13 protein-coding genes are annotated in these 12,387 nt (G+C 55.2%); 8 read left to right on the top strand and 5 right to left on the bottom strand.

All coding sequences use genetic code 11. The features are described 5' to 3' along the window. The 3 genes from LZ634_RS10260 to ogt all read right to left on the bottom strand — a co-directional run. The coding region (locus tag LZ634_RS10260) for a CSS-motif domain-containing protein (protein ID WP_234504656.1) at positions 1–622 on the bottom strand (622 nt) is incomplete at its 3' end. A gap of 303 nt (positions 623–925) precedes the next feature. Beyond that, on the bottom strand, positions 926–1,678 hold the full coding sequence (gene fnr, locus LZ634_RS10255) for a fumarate/nitrate reduction transcriptional regulator Fnr (protein WP_122983151.1): 753 nt from the start codon (positions 1,676–1,678) through the stop codon (positions 926–928). Positions 1,679–1,874: 196 nt separating this feature from the next. Next, on the bottom strand, positions 1,875–2,390 hold the full coding sequence (gene ogt / locus LZ634_RS10250) for a methylated-DNA--[protein]-cysteine S-methyltransferase (protein WP_234504655.1): 516 nt from the start codon (positions 2,388–2,390) through the stop codon (positions 1,875–1,877). A 595-nt stretch (positions 2,391–2,985) separates the two neighbouring features. Here ogt and smrA point away from each other — a divergent pair. Next, on the top strand, positions 2,986–3,549 hold the full coding sequence (smrA, locus tag LZ634_RS10245) for a DNA endonuclease SmrA (protein ID WP_234504654.1): 564 nt from the start codon (positions 2,986–2,988) through the stop codon (positions 3,547–3,549). Here smrA and LZ634_RS10240 read toward each other — a convergent pair. Next, complete coding sequence (locus tag LZ634_RS10240) at positions 3,546–4,352, bottom strand: IclR family transcriptional regulator C-terminal domain-containing protein (protein ID WP_234504653.1); 807 nt, start codon at positions 4,350–4,352, stop codon at positions 3,546–3,548. The genes smrA and LZ634_RS10240 overlap by 4 nt on opposite strands. A 167-nt stretch (positions 4,353–4,519) precedes the next feature. Between LZ634_RS10240 and LZ634_RS10235 the strand changes: the two genes are divergently transcribed. From LZ634_RS10235 to LZ634_RS10205, 7 genes are all read left to right on the top strand, one after another. Then, positions 4,520–5,209: a 3-oxoacid CoA-transferase subunit A gene (locus tag LZ634_RS10235; protein WP_234504652.1), complete on the top strand. Its 690-nt coding sequence runs from the start codon at positions 4,520–4,522 to the stop codon at positions 5,207–5,209. Between the two features lie 10 nt (positions 5,210–5,219). Beyond that, complete coding sequence (locus LZ634_RS10230; protein WP_234504651.1) at positions 5,220–5,876, top strand: 3-oxoacid CoA-transferase subunit B; 657 nt, start codon at positions 5,220–5,222, stop codon at positions 5,874–5,876. A 9-nt stretch (positions 5,877–5,885) separates the two neighbouring features. Continuing rightward, entirely contained in the window at positions 5,886–7,088 is a 1,203-nt protein-coding gene (gene pcaF, locus LZ634_RS10225; protein ID WP_234504650.1) for a 3-oxoadipyl-CoA thiolase, read from the top strand. 9 nt (positions 7,089–7,097) lie between these two features. Then, on the top strand, positions 7,098–8,462 hold the full coding sequence (locus tag LZ634_RS10220) for a 3-carboxy-cis,cis-muconate cycloisomerase (RefSeq protein WP_234504649.1): 1,365 nt from the start codon (positions 7,098–7,100) through the stop codon (positions 8,460–8,462). Continuing rightward, on the top strand, positions 8,440–9,204 hold the full coding sequence (gene pcaD, locus LZ634_RS10215; protein WP_234504647.1) for a 3-oxoadipate enol-lactonase: 765 nt from the start codon (positions 8,440–8,442) through the stop codon (positions 9,202–9,204). The genes LZ634_RS10220 and pcaD overlap by 23 nt, the downstream gene beginning before the upstream one ends. Next, positions 9,194–9,583 carry a 4-carboxymuconolactone decarboxylase gene (pcaC, locus tag LZ634_RS10210; RefSeq protein WP_234504646.1) on the top strand — a complete coding sequence of 130 codons (390 nt, stop codon included), beginning with the start codon at positions 9,194–9,196 and terminating at the stop codon, positions 9,581–9,583. The genes pcaD and pcaC overlap by 11 nt, the downstream gene beginning before the upstream one ends. 75 nt (positions 9,584–9,658) lie before the next feature. Further along, on the top strand, positions 9,659–10,891 hold the full coding sequence (locus LZ634_RS10205) for a putative acyl-CoA thioester hydrolase (RefSeq protein WP_234504643.1): 1,233 nt from the start codon (positions 9,659–9,661) through the stop codon (positions 10,889–10,891). A 60-nt stretch (positions 10,892–10,951) separates the two neighbouring features. On the opposite strand, the gene LZ634_RS10200 is transcribed toward LZ634_RS10205, so the two are convergent. Continuing rightward, the gene (locus LZ634_RS10200) at positions 10,952–12,385 is read right to left on the bottom strand and encodes an aldehyde dehydrogenase (RefSeq protein WP_234504641.1); all 1,434 of its coding nucleotides are present in this window, start codon (positions 12,383–12,385) and stop codon (positions 10,952–10,954) included. Positions 12,386–12,387 lie beyond the last annotated feature (2 nt).

The raw sequence follows: 12,387 nt of genomic DNA, 5'->3' as shown, positions 1-12,387 counted from the left end.
GTAAGTTGGCAGCATCACCGGGATAACGGGTTGAATTCATCACGCCGGTGGTCTTTTCATTGAACTGACCGATGCTGACATCGCCCGACGTTGCCAGCGTTTTGCCATCAATCAGTAGGATATAGTTTGCATCAGGGATAACGCTGTTCAACGCGTCGCGAATATGTGCGTCACTTACGCTGACCACTATTTTTCCTTCTGGAGTAAGCGTCTGATATATCAACACCGGCAAATTGTTAGTGGTTTCTTTGGCAGATAAGAGCAGTAATCTCTCATCGGGAAGCATCGCCGGATGATAAAGCAGTACCCGATTGCCCGGTAGCGAGGAGCACCATGATTTACCCTCCTTCAAAATGATGATCGTGCGCAGATGCGGTTTGAGTGCCGCCTCGGTCCCCAACTGATATTGATTTTCCGCTGAGCAGCCTTGATAGGCGATCTTCATTGCTGTTTTCGTCGCTACTCGGGCTTCATCAAGAATGGCATCGATAGTTTTTATCGTGTGCATTGCGCCATTTGAGCTGATTAGGCGCGCCGAATACCACAGCTGAACATTCAAAATAGCAACGCCGGCAATGAATATAAGGACCGCAAAACTCACTGGCAGTATGGCCGTGCGCATGACCGTTCTCTTTTAAAAGGTTATTTTCATTAATAACTTATGATCTTTTCGATGTTATCCCGCCGTGACACAAAACGGTGACATCAAATCGAACGTCCATACGTGAATAACGCTGTTTTATCTATAGGAGAGACTGAATCTAAGATCAATAGAGCGGGGTAAATTTCGCCTTACATCATAAAGCCTGCAGATTAGAATGTCCTGATGACGGCGACTTAATTACAATGGCTTATTTGATAGACGGCTGGAAAGAAAAAACCCCGAATTATCGGGGTTTTCAGGAAAACGAGAGGGGCGATATGATTAGGCCACGTTGCGTGAATGACCCGCTAACACCGCCAGCGCATCGCTGTTTTCAATAGTGATATATTTACCTTTTACCGCCAGCATGCCGCTTTTCTGGAAGCGACCTAACAGGCGACTGATGGTTTCAACCGTCAGACCGAGATAGTTGCCGATATCGCCACGGGTCATGGTCAGGCGGAACTCACGCGGAGAGAAACCACGCTGAGCAAAGCGACGTGACAGGTTATAGATGAAGGCCGCCAGGCGTTCTTCGGCATTTTTCTTCGACAACAGCAGGATCATGTCCTGGTCGCCTTTGATCTCACCGCTCATCAGACGCATCATCTGCTGACGCAGGTTTGGCATCTTACCGGATAAATCATCCAGCGTTTCAAACGGGATTTCACAGACCATCGAGGTTTCCAGAGCCTGAGCAAAGCTCGGATGGTGGCCGGTACCGATGGCGTCGAAACCCACTAAATCACCAGCCAGATGGAAGCCGGTAATCTGTTCGTCACCTTGTTCGGTGATGGTATAGCTCTTAATGGTACCGGAACGAATCGCATACAGAGATTTCAGTTCATCACCGGCTTTGAACAAGGTCTGCCCTTTCTGAATGGGCTTTTTACGCTCGATAATATTATCCAGCTGATCAAGCTCATGCTCATTAAGAGTGAACGGGATGCAAAGCTGGCTGATGCTGCAATCCTGACAATGGATAGCGCAACCGCCAGACTGAATGCGTCGTATAATTCTCTTTTCCGGGATCATAGGTTTGCTCAAGCCGTAATTGATATTAGTCAATTTTAACATCTTTTTGGTGAGCAAGTAAGTCTCGGCGGTGGTATTCACCCAAGATTAAAAAGGGATACCATTTATTGACATATATCCAGTTGATATATATCAATAAATTTAAGATAAGGTAACGCAAAGTGGTTTCCGATAAACGGCTAAAGGGCACAGAAAATCAAAGCAGCAGGTAGCCTTCATGGCGTAAAAGCCACTCTTTACGCTGCACGCCGCCCGCGTAGCCGGTCATGGTGCCGTTGCGGCCAATCACGCGATGGCAGGGCACCACTACGCTGACTGGGTTTGAACCATTGGCGGCTCCCACGGCGCGAGCGGCTCCGGGACGGCCAAGCTGTTCAGCCAGTTGCCCATAGTGCATTACCTGGCCGCAGGGAATGGTACGTAAAGCCTGCCACACTTCGCGCTGGAACGGCGTCCCGGCGGTGGCGGTAGGGACCGACTCAATAATGGACAAATCGCCCTCAAAGTAGTTGGTCATCACACGGCTTAATCCACCTGGGTTACTTGCGGCTACACGCTGATAGCCTTCAGTGCGGTAGTGAATATCCAGTAATTGCTCCATACGATCGCTGTGTTCTTCCCATTCGACGGCCCGTAAATGAAAATTTTCATCACATAGGATCCACAGCGGCCCGAGCGGTGTAGCAATTTTATCTTCAAGCAAAATCAGCATCTGTGCTTTTTCCGTTTATGCGAAATATGTCTGTTTGTCACCATACCATGCGAATGGGCGTATGCTCTATACCTCGCAGGGGTAACCACACAAAGAGTGCGTGATACATATAGGTGTATATAAATAGCAACAATTAAAATGCTGAATAAAAATAATAACAAAGAATGAAATGAAATATAAAATATCTGAAAAGGAAAAAATGTAACATCTTGAAGGGTATGAGAAAGGAAAGAAGTTGTAACATCACAGAATAAAAATCGGGGTCTGTCGACATCGCCAGACCCCGCAGCAACCACACAGGTGTATCCGTACCGTTCCCCACATTTTGCTCCGCACAGCGGGTATTACTATTTATAACGGTTCTTTTCATAATTTCCAGATAATTCTTGGTGTTTTATTTTATCCATCCACAATGAGTGAAAAGTTTTAATTAGGGGTTTATTCTATTTAAGCAGTGATTAATATATTTACAAAAAGAATAGGTTGCGAATGAAAATATCTCATCTGTTTAATCTTTAAACTTTAAAGATAAACGGATTGAGCCCGCGGTGCCTCGCGGCTATAGTATCCGCCAGTTGTCGCAAGGGGAGGTCACATGAATCCTGAAGAAAAATCACTATTCCTTGACGCTATGGATGATGTCCAGCCGCTCAAACAATGCCATGACGTTCACTGGCAACCCGTCCGTAATTCCCGTACCCGGCAGCAGATAGACACCCTGCAGATGGATAATTACCTCACCACCGGCTTTTTGGATATCGTCCCGCTCGATACGCCGCTTGAATTTAAGCGCGAAGGGCTGCAAACCGGCGTGCTGGATAAGCTCCGTCTGGGAAAATACAGCCAGCAGGCCAGCCTCAATCTCATGCACCAACCGGTTGAAAAATGCCGTCAGCAGCTGTTTGCGTTTATCCATCAGGCACAGCAGGATAGCCTGCGCAACGTGCTAATTATTCATGGCAAGGCGAAAGAAGACGGTTCACACGCCAATATCATTCGTAGCTATCTGGCCCGTTGGCTGACTGAATTCGAGGATGTACAGGCATTCAGCGCGGCGCTACCGCACCATGGCGGCAGCGGGGCGTGCTACGTTTCGCTGCGCAAATCGGCGGCCGCCAGGCAGGAGAACTGGGAACGGCACGCCAAACGCAGCCGCTAACGCATCAACAAGGTGAGTTCGGAAGCGGCCTTTTGCAGCTCCGGCAGCACGCGCTCCAGCAGCTCGGCTGCCGAAACCTGCCCGGCATGAACGCCAACGTTAAGCGCTGCTTCAACCTGTCCCTGCGCGTTGTAGAGCGGCACGGCCAGCGAGCGCAGCCCCATCTCCAGTTCCTGATCGTTCAATGCATAACCCTGCTGACGTACAGCCTTAAGCTCGCTACGCAATTTGCTTACCGATGAAATCGTCTGCGGGGTATAGCGAATCATCGTCGTGCGCGCCAGCATATCGTTGAGCTTTTCTTCCGGCTGATGGCTCAACAGCACGCGCCCCATCGATGTCGACCATGCCGGCAAACGGCTGCCGATATCCAGATCGATAGTCATAATGCGCGAGCTGGAAGCGCGGGCGATATACAGAATATCGTCGCCGTCGAGGGTGGCAATCGAACACGACTCATTGAGCATTTCACTTAAATGTTTCAGCACCGGCTGCGCGGAACGCGCCAGCGGCGTTGAGGCCAGCCACGCGTGACCGAGCGACAAAATACGCGGGCGCAGCTGAAAATTCTTACCGTCCTCCGCATAGACAAACCCCAGTTTGCCAAGCGTATACAGGCAGCGGCGCACCGCTGCGCGCGGAATACCGGTTTTCTGGCTGATCTGCGAAATAGACAGCACTCTGCGCTGCGGCGTGAAGGCCTGAATAACCTCCAGCCCGCGCGCCAGCGAGGCCATAAAGTTAGGGTCGCCTTTGAACGGGTCGCCATCACCCGTCAATTTATCATCTGGATGTTGCTCCATTTCTCTCTCCGTTTATGCCGTCGATCACATTATGACGCTAAACATACATGATGTTCGATAATCGCACCATATTTCGATTATCGCCCTTGACCCACATCGTTAAGCGGGTCACATTTTGTGCGAACAACGAATATAAGTGCGATAACCGCACATCAAGGAGCAACCTGATGATTGATAAAAGTGTGTCGACGCTGGCGGATGCCGTCGCGGGTATCAACGATGGCGCGACGATAATGATTGGCGGCTTTGGGCCTGCCGGGCAACCGACGCAGCTTATCGACGCTCTGATTGCGCAGGGCGCTCGCGACCTGACCATCATCAATAACAACGCCGGTAACGGCGAAATCGGTCTGGCGGCGCTGCTCAAAGCCGGACGCGTGCGCAAGATGATCTGCTCGTTCCCACGTCAGGTTGACTCGCAGATTTTTGACGACCTCTATCGCCGCGGCGAAGTAGAGCTGGAATTGGTTCCTCAGGGTAACCTGGCGGCGCGTATTCAGGCCGCTGGTGCCGGGCTTGGGGCGATTTTTACCCCCACCGGTTACGGCACACCGCTGGCGGATGGCAAGGAAACCCGGGAAATCGACGGCCGCCACTATGTGCTGGAATATCCCATCAAGGCTGATTTTGCCTTGATTAAAGCCCATCAGGGCGACCGCTGGGGCAACCTGGTCTATCGCAAAGCGGCGCGTAATTTCGGGCCAATTATGGCGACGGCGGCGAAAACGACGATTGCCGAAGTCAGCAACCTGGTGACGCTGGGCGAACTGGACCCGGAAAATATCATCACCCCTGGGATTTTCGTGCAGCGCGTATTCTCGCTGGAAACTCTCGCCAACCAGGCGCTACGCGCCTAAGGATCCCAATATGCAAAAACTCTCTCGCGATGATATGGCTCGCCGTGTTGCCCAGGATATCCCGGAAGGCGCTTATGTGAACCTGGGTATCGGCCTGCCAACTCGCATTGCCAACTACCTGCCGTCTGATAAAGAGGTTTTCCTGCACAGCGAAAACGGCCTGTTGGGCATGGGGCCAAAACCGGCGGCTGGCGAAGAAGATCCCGAACTGATTAATGCCGGCAAAGAGTACGTAACGCTGCTCCAGGGCGGCTGCTATTTCCACCACGGCGACTCGTTCGCCATGATGCGCGGCGGTCATCTGGATATCTGCGTGCTTGGGGCCTATCAGGTTTCGGCACAGGGCGATCTCGCCAACTGGAGCACCGGTGCGCCGGACTCAATTCCAGCGGTCGGCGGGGCGATGGATCTCGCGGTCGGTGCGCGTCAGGTCTTCGTGATGATGGATCACCTGACCCGCGATGGCGAATGCAAACTGGTTGAGCACTGTAGTTACCCGTTAACGGGCGTGGGCTGTGTGAGCCGTATCTACACCGATCTGGCGGTTATTGATATCACCGACAAAGGCCCGGTGGTGCGTGAGATTTTTAACGGGCTGTCGTTTGATGAATTGCAGCGTATTACCCCTGTCACCTTAATCTACGACGCCGTTGCGGAAACCGCATAAGGAATGATGATGAATCAAGCATTTATCTGCGACGCAGTGCGCACACCGTTTGGCCGTTTTGGTGGTACGCTCTCCAGCGTTCGTGCCGACGATCTGGGCGCGTTACCGTTAAAAGCACTGCTGGAACGTAACCGGGGCTTAGATCCGGCGCGTATCGACGATGTTATCTACGGTTGTGCTAACCAAGCGGGTGAAGATAACCGTAACGTGGCGCGCATGGCGCTGCTGCTGGCCGGATTACCGGACACGGTGCCGGGCAGTACGGTCAATCGTCTGTGCGGCTCCAGCCTTGATGCAATCGGGATTGCGGCGCGGGCGATTAAAAGCGGCGAAACGCAATTGATGATTGCCGGTGGCGTCGAAAGCATGTCACGTGCGCCATTTGTGATGGGCAAGGCGGAAAGCGCCTTCAGTCGCAGCATGAAAATGGAAGATACCACCATCGGCTGGCGTTTTATCAACGCGCAGATGAAAGCGCTGTACGGCGTTGACTCAATGCCTGAAACGGCAGAGAACGTGGCAACGGATTTCGCTATTTCCCGCGTCGATCAGGACGCGTTTGCGTTGCGTAGCCAGGCGCGTACTGCCCAGGCGCAGGCCAACGGCATTTTTAGCGATGAAATAATCCCGGTGTGGATCCCGCAGCGCAAAGGTGAGCCGCTCTGTTTTGCGCAGGATGAACACCCGCGTAGCACCTCTATTGAGGCGCTGGCAAAACTGAAAGGCGTGGTGCGTCCGGATGCCACGGTGACTGCCGGCAATGCCTCTGGCGTCAACGACGGAGCCTGTGCGCTACTGCTGGCCAGCGAGCTGGCCATGACGCAGAATGATTTACAGCCGCTAGCCCGCGTCGTGGGCGTGGCGACCGCCGGCGTTGCGCCGCGCATTATGGGCTTCGGCCCGGCGCCAGCCGTACGCAAGGTGCTGGCGCAAACCGGACTGACGCTTGCGCAGATGGACGTTATTGAATTGAACGAAGCTTTCGCCGCGCAGGCGCTGGCGGTGCTGCGTGATTTAGGTCTGCCGGATGATGCCGCGCAGGTAAACCCGAACGGCGGGGCGATTGCGCTGGGCCACCCGCTAGGGGCCTCCGGTGGGCGACTGGCGATGACCGCAGCTTATCAACTGCGTCGGACCGGCGGGCGTTATGCCCTGTGTACTATGTGTATCGGCGTGGGTCAGGGGATTGCGCTGATTATTGAACGCGTTTAAGGAGCAGGAATGAGTGTGTTGACCCCGCTATTGCGTACCCATGCGCTGACGGATTTTTTTAGCGATGAGCAGACCGTGCAGGGCATGCTGGACTTTGAAGCCGCGCTGGCGACGGCGCAGGCGCAGTGTGGGGTCATCCCGACCTCGGCGATGAATCCTATCATCGCCGCCTGCCGGGCCGAAAATCTGGATTTTCAGGCGCTGGCCAATGCCGCCGTCAACGCCGGTAATCTGGCGATCCCGCTGGTCAAACAGTTGACTCAACGGGTTAAAAACGATGACGTCGAGGCTTCGCGCTATGTCCATTGGGGCGCCACCAGTCAGGACGCCATTGATACTGGAAGGGTGCTGCAACTGCGTCGGGCGCTGGTGGAAACCGATATTCGCCTTCAGCACGTGATGCAGGTGCTGGCCCAACAGGTGGAGCGCCACCGACAAACGCTGATGCCGGGACGGACATGGATGCAGCATGCGCTGCCCATCACCTTTGGATTAAAGCTCGCGGGAACGCTGGACGCCTTACTGCGCTGGCAGCAAAGACTAAGTGAAATGCGCCCCCGCGTGCTGGCACTGCAGTTTGGCGGTGCGGCAGGAACCCTGGCGTCTTTGAAAACACAGGGGCCGGAAGTGGCGCAGCGGCTGGCCGACAGCTTAGATTTACACCTCCCGGATACCCCATGGCACAGCCAGCGCGACCGTATTATTGAAGTAGCGAGTTGGTATGCGGGACTGAGCGCCACGCTGGGTAAACTGGCGAATGATTTTTCATTGCTGATGCAAACCGAAGTAGCGGAAGTCAGCGAGCCGGTTGCTGAAGGTCGCGGCGGATCGTCCGCCATGCCGCATAAACGTAATCCGGTGAGCTGCGCGGCCATTCTGGCGGCGGTGCAACGTACGCCGGGCCTAATGGCAACCCTGTACGCCAGCCAAATCCAGCAGCATGAACGTGCGTTGGGGGGCTGGCAGGCGGAATGGGAAACCCTGCCGCAGCTGATTATGCTGGCGGGAGGTGTGCTGGAAAATAGCGAAAACTTACTGCGCGGTATGCAGGTCAACACGCAGAAGATGCGCGACGATTTGGATATAACCCATGGTCTGGTGATGGCGGAAGCGGTAACTCAGGCGCTCGCCGAGTATATCGGTAAAGCCGACGCGCACCATGTGGTAGAGAAAATTTGCCATCGGGCGATTGCGCTGGACTGCCCGTTACAACCGCTGCTGGAAAACGATCCGCTGGTGAGTCAGCATCTGACCCCAGCACAACTTACACCGCTGCTGGACCCGGCCAACGCTATCGGCAGTGCAGAATACTTTGTGCGTCAGGTTCTGGCGCGCTATCAGGAGCAGGGAAATGACCATAAATTATCGACTTGATGGACCTGAATCGGCACCGGTACTGGTGCTCTCTAACTCCCTTGGCACCACGCTATCGATGTGGGACGCGCAGATTGCCGAATTGTCTAAACGCTTCCGCGTGCTGCGCTATGACACGCATGGGCATGGGAAAACCGTGAAACAGGGAAAGGTGACATTGTCACAATTGGCCGAAGACGTGATTACGCTACTCGATACCCTTAATATCCCGAAAGCCTATTTCTGCGGCATCTCAATGGGCGGTTTGACGGGGCTTTGGCTGGCTCGTTTTGCCCCCGAGCGTTTTCACGCAATTGTGGTTGCGAATACCGCGGCAAAAATTGGCGAGCAGGCGGGCTGGCTTTCCCGCGCCCGGACCGTACGTCACGAAGGGATGGATGTGGTAGCCGCCGGGGCGGCGGATCGTTGGTTTAGCCATGAATTCCGCCAGCATCACCCGGCTGAAGTGCAACTGCTTTGCCATCAACTGGCGACCACTAACGCAGAAGGCTACGCCGAATGTTGCGATGCGCTGGCGGCGGCGGATCTGCGTGCCGAGGTGGCGGGTATTCGTCTACCGATGTTGATTATCGCCGGGGAACACGACCCGGTCACGACGCTCGCCGATGCCGACTATCTGCACCAGCAAATTGACGGTTCGATGCTGGTGGAACTGCCTGGTTCACATCTATCAAATATTGAAGCCAGCGACGAGTTTACGGCCGCGCTGGTGGCATTTGTGGAGAGAGATTATGAGCGATAATACGCGCTATCAGCAGGGAATGGCAGTACGCCGAAAAGTGCTGGGCGATGCTCACGTTGACCGCACGTTACAAAAATTGTCGCCGCTGAATGAAGAGTTTCAGGACTTTATTACCCGCTACGCGTGGGGGGAAACCTGGACCCGTCCCGGCCTCGATCACCACACCCGCAGCATGATAACCATTGCGATGCTGATTGCGCTAAACCGCGAGGCCGAGCTGAAAATGCACCTGCGGGCATCGTTTAATAACGGCGTCACTCGCGATGAGCTCAAAGAGCTGATTATGCATTCGGCATTGTACTGCGGTCTGCCTGCCGCCAACGCCACGATGCATCTGGCACAGCAGGTATTTGATGAGCTGGACGCAGAGAAAGCGTGATCGCTAAGTTATAAAATAAAACAAAGTTCCATTATTATCGGTTCTCAGTTTCTATTTTGTGTAAATGGAGAACCGATGATAAGAATACCTTACCTGGGAATGTCGACGCTGCTCTGTATGCCATTGGTGCTGCAGGGCTGCTCGGCGCCTTCGTCAACAGGAACGGCGACCAGACCGCTGTTGACCGCGCAGGAAGCGGCGCCTTACACCGCAGAAAACTACTTTGCACAGGGCGGCCTGTTGTCTCAACCACAAGGGGCGTGGCAGCCAGGTGATATCAGCCTTACCGATACCGATACTCCCTGGCGTGTGGCCGCGAGCGGTGCGCCTTATACCCGAGTTCAGCAGGCTGTAGATGCCGCCATCGCACAGCATCAGGGCGCAGAGCGAATTTATATTCGTCTTGAACCGGGCGTTTATACCGGCACGGTCTATATTCCCGACGATGCTCCGCCAATCACGATTTTCGGCTCCGGTAAACAGCCGGAAGCGGTGCGCATAGAGTTGGCCCTGGACTCACAGTTTAGCCCGGCACAGTATCGCCAGACGGTCAATGCTGACCACTACCCGCCAAACTCCCCGGCCTATTATCAGTATGCGCTGTGCGCTGGAAAAACCACCGCGCTCATCGGCACCAACTGCGCCGCCGTATTCTGGGCACAGAGTCACGATCTCCAACTGGTGAATTTAACGATAGCCAACAGCCTGCTTGATACCGTGGACGGCGGTACCCATCAGGGCGTAGCGCTGCGTACCGACGGCGATCGTATACAGCTGCAAAATGTCCGGCTGCTGGGTCGCCAGGACACTCTGTATCTTAACGTCAGCAACCGTCACAACGAGGCGTTGACCGACAGAATTAACCGCGTTTATGTCAAAGACAGCTATATCGAAGGCGACGTCGACTACGTCTTCGGCCGGGCGAACGCGGTGTTTGACGGAGTGCATTTCCATACCGTCTCCAGCCGTCAGTCGCCGGAAGCCTATGTACTGGCACCGAATACGTTGCCCGAAAATCCGTATGGTTTCCTGGTAAAAAACAGCCGTTTTACTACGGATGAGGGATATAAAGGTACCTTCAAAGCCAAGCTGGGCCGCGCCTGGGATCAGGGGGCAGGGAAAACCGGTTATCTGCCGGGGAAAACCGCTAACGGCCAGGCGTTGATTGTCAACAGCACCATTGACGGTGGCTACGATAGCTTGTCGCCGTGGGGGGCTGCGGCCACGACCGCAAGACCTTACAAGGGTAATACCGACAGCGCACGACAGTTGAATGATGTGCAGTTCAATCGTCTGTGGGAGCGGTAGAAGGCTACCGACACGATGGCGAGCCGGGCGACGGCAGCGTCGCCCGGCCAGGTCGTCAGATTAAAACGGCAGCGCGCGCGGGGTGGTTTGCAACGTCACCCAACGCAGCTCGGTGAACTCATGAATCCCCGCGCGGCCACCGAAGCGACCATAGCCAGAATCCTTGGTGCCGCCAAACGGCATTTGCGCTTCGTCATGCACCGTCGGGCCGTTAATGTGGCAGATCCCGGTTTGTAGATTTTGCGCCACGTTCCACGCGCGGGCGGTATCGCGGCTGTAGACCGCAGAGGACAAGCCGTAAGCGCTGTCATTGGCGATTCGCAGCGCGTCTTGCTCATCGCGCGCGCGGATTACCGCTTTCACCGGGCCAAATGATTCCTCATTCCAGATACGCATCTCCGGCGTGACGCCCGCCAACAGCGTGGCGGCCATCAGCGTAGAGTCTGCCTTGCCGCCGGTGAGCAGCGTGGCACCTTTCGCCAGCGCATCGTCAATCAGAGCGTTACAACGCTCCACGGTTTTATTGTCGACCACCGAGCCCAATAATCCCGCAGGCAGGCCATTTACCCGCTTCACTAACGCGGCGATGAACGGTTCAGCGATGCTTTCATCCACGATAATGCGCTCGGTAGACATACAAATCTGCCCGGCGTTGGCAAACGCGCCGAAGGTTGCGCCTGCGGCAGCCTGTTCAATATCGGCGTCGTCGAGCACCAGTAGCGGTGCTTTACCACCGAGTTCCAGCACCACCGGTTTTAAATGCTTCGCGCAGGTTTGGGCGATAATTCGGCCGACGGGCGTCGAACCAGTGAAATTAATGCGCCGTACGCCCGGATGCGCGATCAGCGTTTCAACCAGCTTCGGGGCGTCCTGCGGGGCGCTGGTCATGTAATTCACCACGCCCTGCGGGAAACCGGCGGCGGCCAGCGACTCAATAATCAGCCCTTGAGTGGCGGGCGACAGTTCGGAGCCTTTGAGGATCACCGTATTACCGCAGGCCAGCGGGGTGGCGATAGCGCGAACGGCCAGAATAATCGGCGCGTTCCACGGAGCCATACCCAGAACGACCCCCGCGCCCTGGCGCGTAGCCATGGCAAGATTTCCCGGAATATTGGACGGGATCACCTGGCCGTCGATTTGCGTGGTGAGCGCGGCGGCTTCACGCAAAATATCGGCGCCAAGATGGACGTTAAATCCGGCCCAATGCGGCGTGGCGCCGGTTTCGGCATTCATGGCGGCAACAAACTGGTCGTGGCGCTGTTCAAGTTGGTCCGCTGCGGCTAACAACAGTCGCCGACGTTCCCCCGGCGGCGTATCGCGCCATTGCGGGAAGGCTGCAGCGGCCGCATCGGCGGTGCGAATCGCATCGGTAAGGGTGGCGCCGGGAGCGTGCGTGGCGATGTCACCGCTGACGGGATTGGCGCGGGAGAAGGTCGCAGCACTGGATGCCGCGCAGGCTTCGCCATTAATAAACAGGGTGCAGGTGAATGTCATGG

Origin of the sequence: Kluyvera intermedia (assembly GCF_021440345.1) — a bacterium.
Classification (GTDB): domain Bacteria; phylum Pseudomonadota; class Gammaproteobacteria; order Enterobacterales; family Enterobacteriaceae; genus Kluyvera; species Kluyvera intermedia_A.
Note: the sequence above shows the minus strand (reverse complement) of the source record. Positions and strands in the feature narration are given on the sequence as shown.

Bases quoted from the DNA above. Each gene is read 5' to 3' on its own strand.
- fnr (WP_122983151.1), bottom strand. From the start codon at position 1,678: ATGATCCCGGAAAAGAGAATTATACGACGCATTCAGTCTGGCGGTTGC.
- ogt (WP_234504655.1), bottom strand. From the start codon at position 2,390: ATGCTGATTTTGCTTGAAGATAAAATTGCTACACCGCTCGGGCCGCTG.
- smrA (WP_234504654.1), top strand. From the start codon at position 2,986: ATGAATCCTGAAGAAAAATCACTATTCCTTGACGCTATGGATGATGTC.
- LZ634_RS10240 (WP_234504653.1), bottom strand. From the start codon at position 4,352: ATGGAGCAACATCCAGATGATAAATTGACGGGTGATGGCGACCCGTTC.
- LZ634_RS10235 (WP_234504652.1), top strand. From the start codon at position 4,520: ATGATTGATAAAAGTGTGTCGACGCTGGCGGATGCCGTCGCGGGTATC.
- LZ634_RS10230 (WP_234504651.1), top strand. From the start codon at position 5,220: ATGCAAAAACTCTCTCGCGATGATATGGCTCGCCGTGTTGCCCAGGAT.
- pcaF (WP_234504650.1), top strand. From the start codon at position 5,886: ATGAATCAAGCATTTATCTGCGACGCAGTGCGCACACCGTTTGGCCGT.
- LZ634_RS10220 (WP_234504649.1), top strand. From the start codon at position 7,098: ATGAGTGTGTTGACCCCGCTATTGCGTACCCATGCGCTGACGGATTTT.
- pcaD (WP_234504647.1), top strand. From the start codon at position 8,440: ATGACCATAAATTATCGACTTGATGGACCTGAATCGGCACCGGTACTG.
- pcaC (WP_234504646.1), top strand. From the start codon at position 9,194: ATGAGCGATAATACGCGCTATCAGCAGGGAATGGCAGTACGCCGAAAA.
- LZ634_RS10205 (WP_234504643.1), top strand. From the start codon at position 9,659: ATGATAAGAATACCTTACCTGGGAATGTCGACGCTGCTCTGTATGCCA.
- LZ634_RS10200 (WP_234504641.1), bottom strand. From the start codon at position 12,385: ATGACATTCACCTGCACCCTGTTTATTAATGGCGAAGCCTGCGCGGCA.